Source organism: Mucilaginibacter myungsuensis (assembly GCF_015222005.1).
In the GTDB taxonomy this organism is placed as follows: Bacteria; Bacteroidota; Bacteroidia; order Sphingobacteriales; family Sphingobacteriaceae; genus Mucilaginibacter; species Mucilaginibacter myungsuensis.
The window spans coordinates 89,849-107,616 of sequence record NZ_JADFFL010000009.1; the positions used below are offsets into that span (position 1 = coordinate 89,849).

Genomic DNA, 17,768 nt, shown 5'->3' on the forward strand with positions numbered 1-17,768 from the left:
CACTTTGTGGTTAAACTTACAAACAGATCTTTACCCCATCAACTTCCCCATCGTCAACGGTAATTGCTGTATCAATTTCCCCGGTAATACTACAGACATGCGGTTAGGCAAGGCCAATTCATCCCCAGCTTTTCCGTGGATGAAGCAGCCAATGATACAAGCCTCAACAGGTGAATATTTTTGAACCAATAACGCAGAGAGAATACCCGTCAATACATCTCCCATACCGCCGCTTGCCATAGCAGCGTTCGATGTGGAATTGAAATAAGCTTTACCCTCGGGCGTAACGATAACGGTATAAGAGTTTTTTAGGACGATACAGATCTTCAATTCCGTCGCTTTGACGATAGCCGTCCGTACTCTTGCCCACCAACTTTGATGCTCACCAAATAAGCGGTCAAACTCTTTCATGTGCGGCGTGAGGATACTATTGGCCGGGAGCTTCTTTAATAATTCCGGATCATCGGCTAATAGATTGAGTGCGTCGGCGTCTACAACAACAGGCTTTTTAAAATTCGCTATCAGATCATCTAACAGATCTTTGGCATCCTGCTCCTTACCCAAGCCTGGCCCAATGGCTACCGAACTGAATTTTTCCCAGTTGATGTCAGCCACTTTAACACCGCGGACGATCGCCATCACCTCGGGCTGATAGGTGTTTAAAGCTGTCAAGCCGCTTTCAGGAATACAAGCGGTGGTTAACCCTGCTCCCGCGTGCGCACAGGCTGATGCGCTCAGCAAAGCAGCCCCCATAGTTTCAGGCTGACCGGCAATGATCAGCGCATGGCCAAATGTCCCTTTATTACTGAAACGCGTTCGGGGCTTAAGCATCTGCCGGATATCTTTCTCTTCGATGTATTGGTAAGGTGAGTCTAGCGACCTGATGAAACGCTCATCTAAACCGATATTTACACATTGCCAATGATCCACATGGCCACCAGATCCTGGTAACAAAAAGCTTAACTTAGGTTGTTGAAAGGTGATGGCGAGATCAGCTTTTAACACTACGCTATCTTTAGGTTGGTCGCCTTCGGTGTAAAGCCCTGTCGGCACATCTACAGCTACTACGGTCTTTTGCAGGTCATTCAGATAGGTCACCAGTCGCAGATAGTCCCCTGCCAAAGGTTTGTTAAGGCCGCTGCCTAAAAGGGCGTCGATCAAGATATCGCTCTTTTCTTCGGGGAGGTCATCGTTAGCTTGTATTTCGGTGTATGGGATCCCGGTAGCGATCAACCGTTCAAAGTTAATATCAAAGTCGGCAGTGCTATTCTTGCCGAAACGGGCTATCACTATCTTGATATTTAGATAGCGGTGATGACCCAACAAACGGGCAACGGCCAAACCGTCGCCGCCATTGTTGCCTGTCCCGCAATAGATGGAGATACTTGCCGATCGCTCGGGGAAATGGTTGATGAACCAAGCTACAAAAGCCTTGCTTGCCCGTTCCATCAGGTTTATAGAAGATATTGGCTCATGTTGGATAGTATGGGTATCGGCCCGGCGGATCTGTTCGGCAGTTAGTAATGGCAGCATAATGGATAAAGTTAGCGTTTATGCTATTTGTTTTGGCGGCTAAAAAGTATCTTGGCTGCCCGAACCAAATTGATCTTACCAATGGATACTCCCGCAAAACTGCCCCTGCTTGATGCTACCGAACTACGTGTGCTTGGCTCCCTGATGGAAAAAGCCCGCACGACGCCCGAATATTACCCCATGTCGTTAAACGGATTGACCGCCGCCTGCAACCAAAAGTCGTCGCGCAAACCGGTGGTTAGTTATGATGAGCAGACGGTGGCCATCGCTTTAGATTCTTTACGTAAACGCGGCTTGGTATCTACTGCCACCGGAGCGGGTAGCCGAGCGGTAAAATACAAGCACAACTTCGCCATCGTGTTCCCGCTGGTGCCGGCCGAGGTGGCGGTGATCTGCTTGCTGATCCTGCGCGGACCATTAACGCCCGGCGAGGTGAACACCAACAGTAACCGTCTGTACGATTTTGAGTCGATAGAAGAAGTACAGCAGATCCTGGAAAAATTGGCTACCGATGAGCTGGCCTATGTGCTGCAGTTACCCCGCCGCCAGGGGCAAAAAGAAGCCCGCTATGCTCATCTGCTTGGCGGTGTGCCCGAGATAAATGACGATGAACCGGATGCGCCGATCGTACAACACTCCAGCGGGTTGGAAGCACGAGTGACCAAATTAGAAACAGAGTTGGCTGAGTTAAGGGAGGCTTTTGATAAATTGATGAAGGAGTTAATGTAGAAGATATTGCTATGCAGTCGCTCGGCTCCGGCCAGGTGATGGCTATTATTTTAATTTTCTTTTGGGATGACGGCTTGTGTTAAAAACGGAAAACACACGAACGATCTTTTCCTCTTCTAAAACTTCGTAAACTACTAAAAAGGGAAAGACATCCAATAACACCTCCCTGTATTTACTTCCTTTACGTTCAATCTTGACCGCGAATAAAACAGCATTGTTGCTTATAAAATCGGCTTTCTTGTTAAAGTCAGCCATAAATCGATCACCCAACCCATTCCGGCGCCCTTCATACCAGTCATAGGCTTCCTGCAGTTCCTTGGTCGCTTTAATGGTTAGGTCAACTTTATAACTCACGATGCTGGCTGCGTTGTGTTTTTAATTTATTGAACATTGCGTTAACCTCGTTTAAAGGAATAGTAGGGTCGACACCACTCTTAATACGATGTTGTTGTTCATCAAGGTCGGCTAAAAACTCCTCATCCTCAAACCACTCTAAAGCTTTTTCACCTTCCAATTTGGCCAATATCTCCACCAATTCAACATCATTGGCTTCGTCTACCAATTCATGCGCCCGTTCTCTCATTGCTGCAATTGTCATAACACTCGCTTTTTAACAAATTTAATTAATTACCCTCAAAATTCATACCTACAAACTCTTTGCCGTTCCCGATAGTTATACCTATTCAACATCAGGGAATTATGAGATCGATATGGAAAGGCTCTATTGGGTTTGGCTTGGTAAGCATCCCCATTAAATTATACTCGGCAGTACAAAGCAATTCGCTTGACCTGGACATGCTGGATGGACGTGATCATGCCAAGATCAAGTTCCAACGCGTTAACGAGCACACCCGTAAAGAGGTACCGTACGAGAAGATCGTAAAAGGCTACAAGCTTAACGACGATTACGTGATACTGGAGGAACGCGATTTTGAAGACGCTGCTCCAGAAAAAAGCAAGACCATTGAGATAGAAAGTTTTGTAGATATTGACGAGGTGAACCCAATGTATTACGAGACCTCCTACTACGCTGAGCCGGATACCAAAAACAATAAAGCTTATACGCTGCTAATACAGGCCATGGAAAAGTCGGGCAAAGCCGGGCTGGCCCGTTTTGTGTTGCGTAGTACAGAATCATTATGCGTTGTACATCCCGTAGAGAACGTATTGGTGGTGACGCGTATCCGCTTTGGGCAAGAGATACGCGCGACTGACGAGTTGAATATCGCCAAGGATGTTAAGATCACCAAAAAAGAACTGGATGTGGGTCTGGCGCTGATCGGTCAGTATGCCGAGAAATTCGACGTCAGCAAGTTCAAAGATGAATATCATGATGAATTGCTGAAGATCATTCAGGCTAAGGCCAAAGGCAAACGCCCTACCATTAAAAAATTGAAACCGACCAAGACCAAGGGCACCGACCTGTACGAGCAATTGATGCAAAGTTTGAACAACAAAAAGGAAGCATAAACTATGGGACTGGCCGAATATGTTAAAAAGCGGGACTTTAAAAAGACCAGCGAACCCAAAAGCGGAAAAAGTAGCAATAAAACGCTGTCATTTGTGGTGCAGCGCCACCATGCCTCGCATCTGCATTACGATTTTCGGTTGGAGCTGGACGGCGTGCTAAAAAGCTGGGCCGTGCCTAAAGGTCCGTCACTGAACCCGAACGATAAACGCCTGGCCATGATGGTGGAGGATCATCCCTACGATTATAAAGATTTTGAAGGCATTATCCCCAATGGCAATTATGGTGCCGGTGTAGTGATGATATGGGACGAGGGCGAATACGAATCTTTAGCTGATGACCGCGCCGATGATGTGAAGCGTTTGCGGGCCGGATTAAAATCAGGCGATCTGAAATTTAGGTTGAAGGGCAAAGTGCTTCACGGCGAATTTGCTTTGGTGAGGATGAAGCATGCGGAAGGTAATTCGTGGTTGCTGATCAAACATAAGGATGAATATGCATTGGATAAATTCGACAGTGAGGACCTGGTCCCTGATAAGATCAAAGTTTTAAAGAACAATAAAGACGGAAAGGTAAAAGCTGTACCGAAGCATAAAAAATTAGCTATCGATCTTGGAGATGTCGAAAAGGAAGCCGATGCTGATATCGATGATACGGAAGTAGAAGACCAGCCAAAAACATCCGGCAGGCACTTCCAACCCATGATGGCCAAGTTAGCTGATCAGGTCTTCGATCACGAAGACTGGATCTATGAGAAAAAGCTGGATGGTTACCGTGCCATTGGTTATACTGCAAAAAAGGCTAAACTGATATCCCGCAATGGTATCGACTTTAGCGACCAATACGCTAAGGTTACCGAGGCTTTAAATTCACTAAAAAAAGATGCCGTATTAGACGGCGAGTTGGTGATCGAAGACAAGCAAGGCAAAAGCCGTTTCCAGGATATTCAGCATTACGAGGGAGATACTAAAGATCTGACGTTGAAATATTATGTATTCGACCTGTTGAGTTTGGACGGCCACGACCTGCGGGATATGGAGCTGATCAAACGCAAGGAGTTGCTGAAATCGTTATCGTCGACATTCTCTAAAGATAGTCCGATCATTTATCATGATCATATAAAAGAAAAAGGTACGGACCTACTAAAAAACGCAAGCAAAGAAGGTTGGGAAGGTATAATCGGTAAAGATGCCAACAGTTACTACAACAGCGGCAAACGAACCGACCGGTGGTTGAAGTTTAAGATAACCGCATCGCAAGAGGCGATCATTTGTGGGTTCACTGCACCGACCGGTTCACGTAAGCATTTTGGCGCTTTGATATTGGGGATGAATAAAGGTGATCATATCACCTACATTGGCAATTGTGGTACCGGCTTTAACGAGGCCACGCTAAAGGAACTATTTGATGAGATGACGCCCTTGGTCACCGATAGAAAACCATTCGAAGATAAACCGAACAATCGCACCAAAACCACCTGGCTTAAGCCCAAATTGGTTTGCGAGGTAACCTATAGCGAATGGACCGACGACGGCCACCTGCGCCACCCCGTTTTTAAAGGCCTAAGAGAGGATAAGTCACCCGAAAAAGTTACCATGGAAACACCCGACAAACAAATGGCCGACGAGGAGAGCGTAACCATCGGCCGTAAAAAGTTAAAGTTGACAAACCTTAACAAAATTTTTTGGCCCGATGAAGGTATCACTAAAGGAGAGTTGCTGCATTACTATCGCGATATGGCGGGATACATTGTGCCTTTCTTGAAGGATAAACCACTATCCATGCGCCGTCAGCCCAACGGCATCGGCGATGAAGGTTTTTTTCAAAAGGACGTCGACGCTGATAAGTTACCGGCGTGGATAAAAACGCAAAAGATCCATTCTGAGAGTAATGATAAGGATATCAACTACATCGTAGGGAGCGACGAGGCGACCTTGTTGTACATCGTCAATTGGGGGTCGATCGAGATCAATCCATGGCTAAGCAATTATCAAAAACCAGAGCACCCGGAGTTTATCGTTATTGACATCGACCCGCATGATGTGCCATTTACCGAAGCGGTGGAGGTAGCCCTAAAAGTAAAAGAGGTTTTCGACCGGATGAAGACCGATGTTTACATCAAAACGTCGGGATCGAAGGGCCTGCACATTTACTGCTACGTGGGAGGTAAATATGACTACGACTTTGCCAAGATGTTCGCGGAGTACGTTGCCCACATCGTCCATGCCGAATTGCCTAAAACGACAAGTATAGAACGTAGTCCGGCCAAGCGGCCCAATAAAACTTACATCGACTTTTTACAGAACCGCCGCGGGCAGACGATCGCCTGCCCCTACTCTGTTCGCCCTAAACCCGGCGCAACAGTATCCACGCCTTTACATTGGCACGAGGTTAATAATAAACTGAAGCTATCGGACTTTACGATATATAATGTAAAAGAACGGTTGACGAAGATCGATGACCCATGGAAAGATCTGATGAGCAAGAAGGCTGATCTGAAAAAGGCATTGGAGGTGTTGAAAGAGATGGAAGGGGAGCAAGACTAAACCTAAAAGGGTGTCACCCTGAGCCCGTCGAAGGGTGGAGCGCAGAGGCCTGCCCACAATGCTTCGACAGGCTCAGCATGACACCCCTGTTTGAGTTTGTCCTTTCGCAATTGGCATCGATCAAACTCAATTCACGATCTTCCCCGTCACATCAACACTCCGCGCAAACGGATTAAGATACCGGTTCACCAGCACGGCAAACTCGTAACGGGTAACGGGGCGCTGCATATCAAAGGGTTGTTTGAATTTATAATAGTCGTGCCATTGGCGCTGCATCATGTTTTTGAGCGTTTTAGGATCGGTCAGGGTATGGTCGCTAATGTAGGATACCAGGTCTCCTACGGCAAAGGTCTCGGCCGGTTTATTTTTACCGAACCAGATGAAAGCCCGGGTATAGGTTTCCAGCATGATAGGTTTGATGTCGGCTGTGTTCACTGTGCTATCCGGTTTAAACACCACATCCATTTTATTGCCGTTAAGTTCCTGCACTTGCTTAAGCAAGCCTGTGCCGGTCACCTGCTGCACGGCGCGGTAATAGCGGTCGGTTTGGGGGATGTCGGCATATGGGTAGATCATCGAGCCGTAAAGGGTCGCTTCGATCTGTATCTTGCGCACGTCCAACTGTTTGGTGTTCAGATCAAAGAAGGCGCAATAGGCCGCCACCGTACCGGCACCCTGACCGATAGCCATCTGTACCGACGGGTACGATGTACTGGCATTGACCAAATGTGTAACCGACATGGCCTTTTCGGTCACCACCAAATTTGGGATATCCTTATCCACCACTGCACCGAGCGGGACAGTATAGGCCGGCATGGGCGGATAGTTTATTTTCGGGGCTAATGGATCGGCGTATTGTTGTGTAAACGGCGCATCGCCAACGGCGATAGAAGTGCGGTATAAATTATTTACGTAAGGCGTGTAGATCTCGCGCGTGGTCATACGGGTTTGCCCTATGCTACGACGGTATTCGCGAATGTAGGGAATAAATGGCAAGTGATCACTCGACGGGAATTCAGAATCATCGATACCGATATTGCGGAAACCCAACTCGTTCTGCAGGTAATATACTAATCCCAATGTATGCAGGCGCAAGGTCTTATAATAAGCAATGCGGCCTTCAATGCTCATTTGCGCTACCGATGTCCCGTAAGTATTTTCTGTCCATTTGATCTGAAACTTATTGTTAGGCAAGCGGCCCTCTTCCAGCATTTTCTTAATATTCTTGGTCTTGAGGGCTACATACCTTGCCGGGTCATATTCCGCAGGTTTGGGCATCAGGTAAATGGCATTCTTTTCAAACTCTTTCACGACGGCTATCCAGGTTACATCCTGAATTATCGGCGATGCTGTTTCGGGCGCTAAGCTTTCACCTGTATCCTGTTTGCTATCAAAACCCGATACCAGTTTAGCGCCGGCCAATGCGGCAATATCGCCGTTCGGTGTGGCATCCACCAAAACCTTAGCCTTAATTGTCGCTTCTTTACCGTCTATCAAAACAGTGAGCACCCATTTGCCGCTGTCGCGTTTAGCGGTCAGGTATGGGGTATTCAGTTTTAGGGTAAGGTGGTTAACGGTATCGCAAATGCGTTTAAGTACCGCGGCACCTGTGTAGGGTTCAAATTTTAAAGGGGCGGTGCTGGTGGTATCATAGCCCGGTGTGCGTTTGTAAAAATCACGCACGCGCTTGCGAAATTCGGCCCAAATGCCCGATGATAGTTTTGGGTTGGCATCCAAAATACTCATCCCGCCTGCGGTCATTTCGCCGCCTAACCAAGGGGTAGGCTCTATCAATAAGGTCTTTACCTGACTGCGCGCGCTCTGTATGGCCGCCGCTACGCCGCTGGCCGTACCGCCTACAACCAATACATCGGTCCGGATGGTTTCGGCAAAAAGGGTAATAGGGGTAAGGAAAAGAACGATCAGCAATAACTTTTTCACCATCAATAAAATAAACAAACGTAAAACGCTAATTTAGGACAAACCATATAGGGTATGAAAAAAATCGGCCTAAAGTACACTACTATTTTTACCATCGGGGGCCTCAGCTTTGTTTTCGGCGCATTTGCGTCCCGCGTATTCGAGCGGGTGCCGATCACGCCGGCCATTGTGTTAGAAGCGCAAAAGGTCATCGGCTTTAATTTTACCCAGCCACAGGCCGATTCTATGCTCAACAACCTTAACCAGTGGAACGTCTATTACGAGCGTTTCCGCGCGCTGAAGATGCCTAATAGTATTGTGCCTGCCCTTAGCTTTAACCCCATACCGGTAGGTTTTGTTCCGCAAGATAAAACTAATGGATTTGTGTTGGGCAAAACCGCCACCGTAAAACTCCCGGCCGATAAAAATGAGCTGGCCTTCTTCACTGTAAGGCAGTTAGCTGAACTTATCCGCACCAAACAGATCACATCGGTAGAGCTGACCAAATTCTATATCGACCGCCTGAAAAAATACGATCCCAAACTTTTGTTCATCGTTACGCTCACCGAAGAGCTGGCCCTAAAACAAGCCGGCCAGGCCGATGCCGAGATCAAAGCCGGTAAATACAAAGGTGTGCTGCACGGTATCCCTTACGGCGTAAAGGATCTGCTTGCTACTAATGGTTACAAAACTACCTTTGGTGCGGTTCCGTTCAAAGACCAGACCATTGACATGGATGCCACCGTGGTGACCAAGCTTGAACAAGCCGGGGCCGTACTTTGCGCTAAACTCACCTTAGGGGAATTGGCCCAAGGCGATGTATGGTTCGGCGGAAAGACCAAAAACCCATGGGATACTACCCGCGGATCCAGCGGTTCATCGGCCGGACCAGCGTCGGCAGTGAGCGCGGGTTGTTTGCCATTTGCCATTGGGTCCGAAACCTTGGGGTCCATCGTGTCGCCATCTACCGAATGTGGAGATACGGGCTTGCGCCCATCATTTGGGCGTATAAGTAAATTTGGTGCGATGGCTTTAAGCTGGAGCATGGATAAATTAGGGCCGATCACCCGTAGCGTGGAAGATGCCGCCATTGTTTTTAACGCTATACAAGGGACCGACCCTAACGATCTGAGCACCATTGCTGCCAACTTCAATTACAATGGTAATGTAAAAAGCCTGAAAGGATATAAGATCGGTTACACCAAAGCCGATTTTGAGCGCAAGTCGCAAAATCAGGCAAGTGATTCGCTGACCTTGGTCAAACTGAAAGAATTAGGTGCTGAACTGATCCCGATAGATTACCCGCGCGAGATACCCACCAGTTCGATGGGTATTATCTTAAGCGCCGAAGCCGGCGCGGCTTTTCAGCATTTACTTTTAGATGGCCGTACCGATGGCATGGTTTTGCAAAGAAAGTCATCATGGCCTAACACTTTCCGCTCGGCGCAATTTATCCCGGCGGTAGAATACATCCAGGCCAACCGTGCGCGGACGATGTTGATCCAGGCCTGGTACGAAAAGCTGAAGGGACTGGACCTTTACGTCAGCCCTTCTTTGGGCAACCTAAACTTGAACATCACCAATCTCACCGGTAACCCATGCGTGGTATTGCCAAACGGCTTTAATCCGCAAGGCCGACCGATGAGTATCACTTTTACGGGCCAGTTATTCGGCGAGGGTAAATTGCTGCAAGCCGCGCAGGCTTACCAAACCGCTACCGACTTCCATACCAAACACCCTGCTTTGAACTTTTAAAAGATATATGCTTACCGACGAACAAATGCGCTACCCCATCGGGAAATTTGAAGCGCCATCAACCATTACACCCGAACGATTACAACAATGGATCGATTCTGTCCGCGCCCTGCCGGCCAATGTACGCGCGGCCGTTACCGGCCTGACCGACGCCCAACTGGATACCCCCTACCGCAAGGACGGCTGGACCATCCGCCAGGTGGCACACCACTTGCCCGACAGCCATATGAATAGCCTGCTCCGTTTTAAATGGGCCATGACCGAGGATAATCCTATCATCAAACCTTACGACGAGGTAGGCTTTGCGTTGCTGGCTGATTATAAACTGCCGGTAGAATCATCCCTGCAAATGCTGGAATCAATACACGTGCATTTGGTATGCCTGTTCGAGAGTTTTACTGCTGATGATATAGAGCGCACGTTCACCCATCCAGCTACTGGTAAAACATTAACCTTAAAACAAGCAATAGGCATGTACGCCTGGCATGGGGATCACCATCTGGCGCATATTATTGAGACGGTGAAGAAGTTTTAGCCCGGGACTTTGCTTTGTCATATTTTTTTGTCGACGGATTGCTCTTGTACAATATCTGGCACTTGTTACAAAAGTAACAGTGCCTTTTTGTTTTACCCAGATCGGCTTTATGAAGCGGGATGTGGTTTCGGGGGCATTCCTCCTGCTCGTAAGCTTGCAGGTGCTCGTCCAACTTGCCTACTTTGCGCCATTTATAAAACTCGTCACAAAAAGTGATGGCTTCTTTGATGAGTTGCGTTAGCTTGCGCGGAGGGATATCGCCGACCTTATTTTCGGGGTGGATCTTGGCACGGAACAGCGCTTCGTTTTTTACAATATTTCCCGAGCCGGCGAATACATCCTGATCAAGCAGTACGTCGCATATCATTCTATCCGGCTTGGCCAGCAGTTTTTCTTCGGCCTTTTTGATGCTGAACTTCGGGTTCATCAGGTCGGCGGTCCAGTCGTAAACCTCATCCAGCGGTTCTTCGATCAGTTTTACGTTACTGATGTAAAAGTTGACCTCACCATCATCTTTAAAACCCATGTGTAAAGATGCGTTCCGCTTGCCATGCTCGTTGATCTTATAGCTACCGAACAGACCCATGTGGATGCGGATGGCAAAGTCGTGAAAGCAGATGAGCAGGTGTTTACCCCAGGTCTTGATATCAGTAATGGTCTGGTTCTTCAGGATGTGCGGATCAAATCCCTTGGCATAGCCCTTAGCCTCCAGTATTTTATGGTGCTTGAACGGGTCAAGCTTCTCCTGTAATATTTTGATGGACGGTCCTTCGGGCATAATTGATATATACCATACCTCACCACTGATTGTTTTCATTAAGCATTCTTAGCTCTCTCGCCACTCAAACACTTTGTCGCAAAACACCCGCCAAGCTGTCGTTGTTGCGGGTCACGGTCAGCTGCGCATCTGCCTACCTTTGATATATCATTAAAAACCAACATTATGAAGACTGACATCATCACCGAACTGAAGACCACCCGCGAAGGTTTCCTAAACGCATTGGCACTATCCGACCATAGCAACTTCAATACCATCCCGTTCGAGGGCAGCTGGACGGCTGGACAAGTCGCTGAACATATCTATAAGTCGATAGACGGTATGCCAGGACTATTATCAGGCGATGCCAAACCGACCGAACGCGACCCGAATATGATGACCGCCGGCCTGCGCGAAATGTTCCTGAATTTTGAGACCAAGATGCAGTCGCCGGATTTTATTTTGCCTTCGGATGAGCCGAAGGAACTGGCATCACTTACCCAACAGATCGGCGATACGCTGAACGGCATTATCGAAGCGGGGCAACACATCGATGTCAACCTCACGGTTGTAGGTTTTGAATTCCCCAACGCCGGACCTGTTACCCGGATAGAGTTATTGAACTTTGTATCGGTACACGTGCAAAGGCACGCGCATCAGTTAAAACAGATCAGGGAGCGGTTGTAAGGAGCACCGGGTACAACCGTCTATCGGCGAACGGGCATTTTGTGTGGATGAATGGGTGTTGCAACGTGGAAAAGATCCTATCACCGTTCATGTTCACGCGTGAACATGAGGCAGGCAATTAGTGTAACTATTTGATATTCAATATTAATTTTCTTTGCCGTGAACAATCTTTTGGCGAATTTTGCGCGATTAATTCAAGCTATAATATTGATGATCAAATAATTAATAATGCTATCGGTTGACATTTGCTGTGAACACGCGCGTGAACGATCAAAAAAGCATCTTTTTTACAAATGCCGTCACGAGTTACGCTTCGCTAAACTCGCGACGACAGAGCATGCTTTTTGATCAAAAAAGATGCGTTTTGATGCGTTTTTTCATGGTTTGGAATTTTTTACAAAACGCGCAACTGATGGGTTGCGTAAATTTTGATATCCTCGCACTTATCGATCTTATCAATATCCCCCGCTGGCTTCAGTGATAAATTGAAGCCAGTGAAGGGCTCCGAAAGGATCCTTGCGACGAATACTTTAAAATTTCAACTTGTTCGATTTCCAGATCCCGTTTTTAGACAACTTCCATAAACGCCAGTGATGCTTGGAAAACTTAAACGGAAGATGCGCTTGCATGCCGTTAATATAAGCCCTATTGGGGTCGGACAGATCAATGAATGGTAACGCAAACCAAGCAGACATCGTCGACTTCAATTTAGAAAGGCGAAGGTACGCTTCCGAATTATGGACCCTAAAGTCAATAATGGTAAAGTCTTGCTGCCCGGGTAACTGTTGCTTACTTTGAACATCCACAAATCTGAATCTCCATACAATACATAAGGTCAACTTTTGGTCGCTACAGATCTCGTTAATATAATGAGGAATGTTCTTACTTAAGAATCTCCATCTAACTCGTCTGTTTTGCTTCACATATAAACCACTGTCGTCAAATCCCGGTAGCCCGAATCTTAGCGAATATTTAAAGATGTTATATAAATTCCAGTCCGGTGCTTCTATCCAGATCTCGGTTGGTCCGTCCTTATCTGTATAATGCTCAATAAACTTAGTTGTGGTTTGATAAACGTCTGACGGCTGTTGAGCACTTAAATGATGCGCGCCTCCGGAACTGATCGGTAAACCATCATATGTGATAAAGGTGTCCATGACCAAATATATCACAAAAAAAAGCGCCCCGTCCCCGGAGCGCTTTTTAATATCAAGTAAGCAGACCTTTACAACTTAGCTTCGATGCCGTATTTGGCGGCAAATTTGCGGTATAGTTGTTTGTGCTGGTTGTCCAGGTTGATGTCGCGGCCCTGGATGAAGGCTTTTTGAACATCAAGGCCGATCATATCCAAAGCGTCGCCGCCTGATATGAACAGGTTGGCATCTTTGCCGGTCTCTAAAGTACCGGTGGTTTTGTCGATGCCCAGGATCTTTGCGTTGTTCAGGGTGATCATAGATACAGCTTGTTCTTTTGTCAAACCATAACCTACCGCCTGACCGGCCTCGAAAGGCAGGTTACGCTGACGCCAGAAACCGGTACCTGTTAAGCCGTACAATACGCCTGCTTGTTGCAGCAGGTTAGGTAATTTGTAAGGCAGGTAAACATCATCCTCGTCGCGCTCAGGCAATGATTGCGTTTCGCGGATGATCACCGGTACATTGTTCTCTTTTAAAGCCTCGGTAACCAGGTACGATTGTTTACCGCCAACGATCACCAATTGCAATTTGAACGACTTGGCAAAATTGATCGCCTGCACGATCTCTTTAGCGCCATCGGCATTTACAAATAGTTTTTTGCTACCGTCGAACAGGCCTTTCATAGCCCCGAACCTTAGGTTGGTCACTTCAGGTTTTTCGATCTCGGCATAAGCTTTGGCCTGCGCGAACAGATTAGTGATCGCGTCCAACGCTTTTTGGGCACGCTCGGCAGGGCTTTCTTGCGGACCAGCACCCGGTGCTGCAAAACCACGGCGACCGCCACCGCGGCTGCTTGGCCAGTTCAGATGAATAGCCATGTCGGTCTTGTAAGCCGCGTCTTCCCAGTTCCAGGCATCCAGTTGTACTACCGACGACTCGCCCGAAACCAGTCCGCCTGTCGGTGTAGGCTGTGTAAGCAGAACGCCGTTAGAACGTACCGTAGGGATGATCTTAGAATCTGTATTGTAAGCGACGATCGAGCGTACGTTAGGGTTCAGGCTACCGGTCTCCGCGTCGTCCACAGTACCGTTAGCGCCGCTTTCTACCTCGATCAAACCAATGGTGGTTACCGGGGCAATAAAGCCCGGGTAAACCTGTTTGCCTTTAGCATCGATCACATCGGCACCCGCAATAGCCGGGGCCGATCCTGAACCGATGGCAGTGATCTTACCTTTATCAAAAGCCACATAGCCGTTATCGATCACCTGGCCGTTACCCACGTGGATAGTGGCACCGGTGATCACCACCGCTTTGCTTTGCGCTTTGGCCGGCAATATGGTTGCCTGGCCGTATGTGAGGGCTGTGCCAAGCAATAACCCTCCTAAACTTAAAAATGTCTTTTTCATCTGTATTTGATCTTGGGGGTTATTGTTTAGATGTTTTTTGAGCCTTGTGCAATGCAGCACGCTCTTTTGCATCCTGTACGTAAGCATCGTTAGCTACTGTAAAGTTCTCCTCTTCCAAGGTCTCGCACTCGTAACGCGGGCGGCGGCCGGCATTACCTGCAGCAGCGCCTTGTACGGCAGATCCGCCACGTTTAGCCTCGATCATTTTTTGGATGATGCGGCCGCTTTCAGTCTTCATGGCTTTTTGTACTTCAGCGTCTTTAGACAGATCCCAATAAGCGATACCATCAACATAAGTTTTCTCGCAAACAGCGTAGATAGACAGGGGATTGGCAGACCATACCGCTATATCAGCATCTTTGCCGGCCTTTAAGCTACCTACACGGCCATCAATGTGTAACATTTTGGCCGGGTTAAGGGTAACCAATTTCAATGCATCCTCTTCGCTCATTTTACCGTAAGTGATCGCTTTTGCAGCCTCTTGATTTAAGCGGCGCGCCATTTCCTCGTCATCAGAGTTAAAACCGGTGTTCAGGCCAACCTCGTGCATTACCTTACCATTGTAAGGGATAGCCTCGGCAACCTCATTTTTGTAAGCCCACCAATCGCTGAAGGTAGATGCAGAGATACCATGCGCCTTCATTTTATCAGCCACCTTGTAACCCTCTAAAATGTGGGTGAAGGTATTGATCTTAAAGCCCATCGAGTCGGCAACGTGCATCAGCATGTTTATCTCTGACTGTACGTAAGAGTGGCAAGTGATAAAGCGTTTACCATCTAATATCTCCACCAAAGCGTCCAATTCCAGATCGCGGCGGGTAGTGCTGCCTTTAACGGCGCGGGCGGCTTTGTATTCTTTAGCACGGGTGAAAGCATCGATCATGGTCTCCTCTACACCCATACGGGTTTGCGGGAAACGTGGGTTGGTGTTAAAGCCGCCATTGTTGCTGCCTTTAACGTTCTCGCCCAATGCGAATTTGATAAAGCCATCGGCATTCTCAAATTTCAACTCTTCGGGCAATACGCCCCAACGGTGTTTCATTAATTGCGATTGACCACCGATAGCGTTAGCCGAACCGTGCAGGATCTGCGAGGTAGTGACACCACCGGCCAATTGGCGATAGATGTTCACATCCTCAGGATCGATCACGTCGCCAATACGAACCTCGGCAGTAACTGACTGCGAACCCTCGTTGATACCGCCAGTACCGGCAATGTGCGAGTGCTCGTCAATAATACCGGCAGTGATGTGCTTGTTGGTCGCGTCGATAGTTTTAGCGCCTGCCGGAGCGGTCAGGTTTTTACCAACGGCTTTTATCTTGTTACCTTCGATCAGTACGTCGGCATTTTTCAATACGCCTTCTTTCTCGTTGGTCCAAACAGTAGCATTTTTAAATAAAGTAGTTTCAGCCTTAGGGACTACTGCGTTGCCATAAGCTACGAAAGGATAGATCACCGGGCCAACCGTTGGGGCAACTTTAGGGGCATCGGCCGCAGGAGCACCGGCCGGAGCCGCGCCGCCTGTTGGAGCAGCACCACCGGCACCCGGAGCACCGCCCTGACCGCCACGGTTACCACCGCCTGCTAAGCCACCTTGACCACCGCGACCGCCGAAGCCACCGCCACCCGGGCCACCAGCCGGAGCCGGACCTGTGTAAACAGCTGTCCAGGTACCGGTAGTACCATCAGGCATGATCGAACTACCTTTAAAAGTTAATGGCGATGTAGAAGAGATATAACCTGAAAGGCGGATAGTGCCTTTAGGATTTTTTTGCAGATCAAAGTTCAAGCTAACGATATCGCCGCCACGGATAAAAGTGCTGGTCGCGTGAACGCTGTCAGCACCTGTACGGTCGATAGTTGCAGTATACGAACCAGGGTTGCCGGTAACGGTAAGCGTGGTGTTAGCAAAACCATTCCCGGTTAAAGTGAATTTACCTTTAATGTCGGACACGTCCATACGTGCTACCACAAATTGGCGGCCTTGTACCCAGTTCTCGTAGATCACCGCGTCGGCTTTAAATAATCCTGCAGATGATATCACAAAGTTGGCCAGTTTGCCTTTAGCCAAGGTACCCACCTTATCGCTGATGCCTAACATTTCAGCAGGGATAGTGGTCAGGGCATTTAAAGCGGTCTTTTCGGTCAGACCAAATTCCATCGCTTTGCGGATGTTCGCATAAAAATCGCGAGAGCTTGATACGCCAAAAGAGGTCAAGGCAAATTTCACCCCCGCTTTTTCTAAAGCGGCAGGGTTGGTAGGCGCCAATTCCCAATCTTTCAATTGCTCAAAGCTGATGCTGCGTGCATCAAGCGGATCCTCGATATCGAACGGAGCCGGGAAACTTACCGGGATAATGAAAGTAGCGCCCAGCGCTTTGATCGCATCTATCTTTTGGTACTCCTTACCCTCGGTTTTGTAGATGTAAGTTTTACCGAATTCTTTACCCAGTTTGGCTGCGCGCAATACGCTGGCCGGGTCGCTCACCTCAAATATTTGCGGCAGGGCTTGGGTCTTGTTAAACTCGTCTAAAGAGATATTGTACTCGCCGCCTTTTTGGGTCTTATACCAGGCAGCATCGTAATAGCTTTGGCGTAATAGGGCCACGCTACCCATTAACGATGATGGATAGTTGGTAGCAGCGGTACCCTTGCTAAAAGAGTAGTGAGCAGCAACCGCGTCATTCAGCATTACAAAGTTATCGCGGTCCTCTCCTAAAGTAACGGCAGCAGATGTACCACGGGCAATACCATCACGGATGATAGATTGCACCGCGCCAAAACCGTAACGTTTCAGATCCTGCGCTTTAGCAGCATCAGCATGGAAAACGGCTTTAACATTCATCTCGGGCTTAATAGCCTCGTTCCATCCGTAAGCGCCCGGCTTGCTTGATGTCATTACAGATGTACGCACACCCGGGATGCCTGCACCGGCACCACCGGCGCCAAAAGCAGCACGGGCAGCATCGGGCGTACCGTAAGCGGTGAACGCGTCTACTAAAGCAGGGTAAATGAACTTGCCTTTCAGGTCTACCGTAATATAGCCTTTAGGGATTGCAACACCGGCGCCAACGGCCTCGATGGTGCGGTCTTTCACCAACAGGGTACCGTTGGTAATGGTTTGATCGGCACTAACAACTATAGTAGCGTTAGTAAAAGCGTATTGCCCGGGGCGAACATCCCACGGCCCGTTAACAGGATAGGTATCCTGCGCGTGGGTGAGGTGTGTAAGCAATAAAGCAAAACAAAAAAGTAATAGTTTCTTCATTTGTTAAGGGTTTGAGAGCAACTAAAAT

At 48.1% G+C, this 17,768-nt stretch carries 14 protein-coding genes; 6 read left to right on the forward strand and 8 right to left on the reverse strand.

Translation table 11 applies throughout. From position 1 onward, the window contains the following. Nucleotides 1-30 precede the first annotated feature (30 nt). A complete protein-coding gene (locus IRJ16_RS19380; protein ID WP_194113299.1) occupies nucleotides 31-1,533 on the reverse strand; it encodes an NAD(P)H-hydrate dehydratase in 1,503 nt (500 codons plus the stop codon). Between the two features lie 81 nt (nucleotides 1,534-1,614). Here IRJ16_RS19380 and IRJ16_RS19385 point away from each other — a divergent pair, with 81 nt between their 5' ends. Then, nucleotides 1,615-2,262 carry a YceH family protein gene (locus IRJ16_RS19385; protein WP_194113300.1) on the forward strand — a complete coding sequence of 216 codons (648 nt, stop codon included), beginning with the start codon at nucleotides 1,615-1,617 and terminating at the stop codon, nucleotides 2,260-2,262. A gap of 45 nt (nucleotides 2,263-2,307) precedes the next feature. Here IRJ16_RS19385 and IRJ16_RS19390 read toward each other — a convergent pair whose 3' ends face one another. Next, nucleotides 2,308-2,616 carry a type II toxin-antitoxin system RelE/ParE family toxin gene (locus IRJ16_RS19390; protein ID WP_194113301.1) on the reverse strand — a complete coding sequence of 103 codons (309 nt, stop codon included), beginning with the start codon at nucleotides 2,614-2,616 and terminating at the stop codon, nucleotides 2,308-2,310. Next, complete coding sequence (locus IRJ16_RS19395) at nucleotides 2,606-2,860, reverse strand: hypothetical protein (RefSeq protein ID WP_194113302.1); 255 nt, start codon at nucleotides 2,858-2,860, stop codon at nucleotides 2,606-2,608. The genes IRJ16_RS19390 and IRJ16_RS19395 overlap by 11 nt, the downstream gene beginning before the upstream one ends. 101 nt (nucleotides 2,861-2,961) lie before the next feature. Between IRJ16_RS19395 and ku the strand changes: the two genes are divergently transcribed. Together ku and ligD are read left to right on the forward strand one after the other, a co-directional pair. Then, nucleotides 2,962-3,732 (forward strand): non-homologous end joining protein Ku, encoded by a 771-nt coding sequence (gene ku / locus IRJ16_RS19400; RefSeq protein ID WP_194113303.1) that lies wholly within the window; start codon nucleotides 2,962-2,964, stop codon nucleotides 3,730-3,732. A gap of 3 nt (nucleotides 3,733-3,735) precedes the next feature. Continuing rightward, on the forward strand, nucleotides 3,736-6,276 hold the full coding sequence (gene ligD / locus IRJ16_RS19405; protein ID WP_194113304.1) for a DNA ligase D: 2,541 nt from the start codon (nucleotides 3,736-3,738) through the stop codon (nucleotides 6,274-6,276). Between the two features lie 126 nt (nucleotides 6,277-6,402). Here ligD and IRJ16_RS19410 read toward each other — a convergent pair whose 3' ends face one another. Continuing rightward, nucleotides 6,403-8,220 carry an FAD-dependent oxidoreductase gene (locus tag IRJ16_RS19410; RefSeq protein ID WP_194113305.1) on the reverse strand — a complete coding sequence of 606 codons (1,818 nt, stop codon included), beginning with the start codon at nucleotides 8,218-8,220 and terminating at the stop codon, nucleotides 6,403-6,405. Nucleotides 8,221-8,271: 51 nt separating this feature from the next. Between IRJ16_RS19410 and IRJ16_RS19415 the strand changes: the two genes are divergently transcribed. Next, nucleotides 8,272-9,951, forward strand: a complete 1,680-nt coding sequence (locus IRJ16_RS19415; RefSeq protein ID WP_194113306.1) for an amidase — start codon at nucleotides 8,272-8,274, stop codon at nucleotides 9,949-9,951. A gap of 7 nt (nucleotides 9,952-9,958) precedes the next feature. Continuing rightward, entirely contained in the window at nucleotides 9,959-10,486 is a 528-nt protein-coding gene (locus IRJ16_RS19420; RefSeq protein WP_194113307.1) for a YfiT family bacillithiol transferase, read from the forward strand. Here the strand turns inward: IRJ16_RS19420 and IRJ16_RS19425 are convergent. Further along, nucleotides 10,461-11,303 (reverse strand): DNA-formamidopyrimidine glycosylase family protein, encoded by an 843-nt coding sequence (locus tag IRJ16_RS19425; protein ID WP_194113308.1) that lies wholly within the window; start codon nucleotides 11,301-11,303, stop codon nucleotides 10,461-10,463. The two genes, IRJ16_RS19420 and IRJ16_RS19425, sit on opposite strands and share 26 nt — an antisense overlap. A gap of 126 nt (nucleotides 11,304-11,429) precedes the next feature. Here IRJ16_RS19425 and IRJ16_RS19430 point away from each other — a divergent pair, with 126 nt between their 5' ends. Beyond that, on the forward strand, nucleotides 11,430-11,930 hold the full coding sequence (locus tag IRJ16_RS19430; RefSeq protein ID WP_194113309.1) for a DinB family protein: 501 nt from the start codon (nucleotides 11,430-11,432) through the stop codon (nucleotides 11,928-11,930). 530 nt (nucleotides 11,931-12,460) lie between these two features. Here the strand turns inward: IRJ16_RS19430 and IRJ16_RS19435 are convergent. From IRJ16_RS19435 to IRJ16_RS19445, 3 genes are all read right to left on the reverse strand, one after another. Then, nucleotides 12,461-13,087, reverse strand: a complete 627-nt coding sequence (locus IRJ16_RS19435) for a hypothetical protein (RefSeq protein ID WP_194113310.1) — start codon at nucleotides 13,085-13,087, stop codon at nucleotides 12,461-12,463. 68 nt (nucleotides 13,088-13,155) lie between these two features. Continuing rightward, a complete protein-coding gene (locus IRJ16_RS19440) occupies nucleotides 13,156-14,472 on the reverse strand; it encodes an amidohydrolase family protein (RefSeq protein WP_194113311.1) in 1,317 nt (438 codons plus the stop codon). 19 nt (nucleotides 14,473-14,491) lie between these two features. Beyond that, nucleotides 14,492-17,740 carry an amidohydrolase family protein gene (locus IRJ16_RS19445; RefSeq protein WP_194113312.1) on the reverse strand — a complete coding sequence of 1,083 codons (3,249 nt, stop codon included), beginning with the start codon at nucleotides 17,738-17,740 and terminating at the stop codon, nucleotides 14,492-14,494. Between the last annotated feature and the right edge of the window lie 28 nt (nucleotides 17,741-17,768).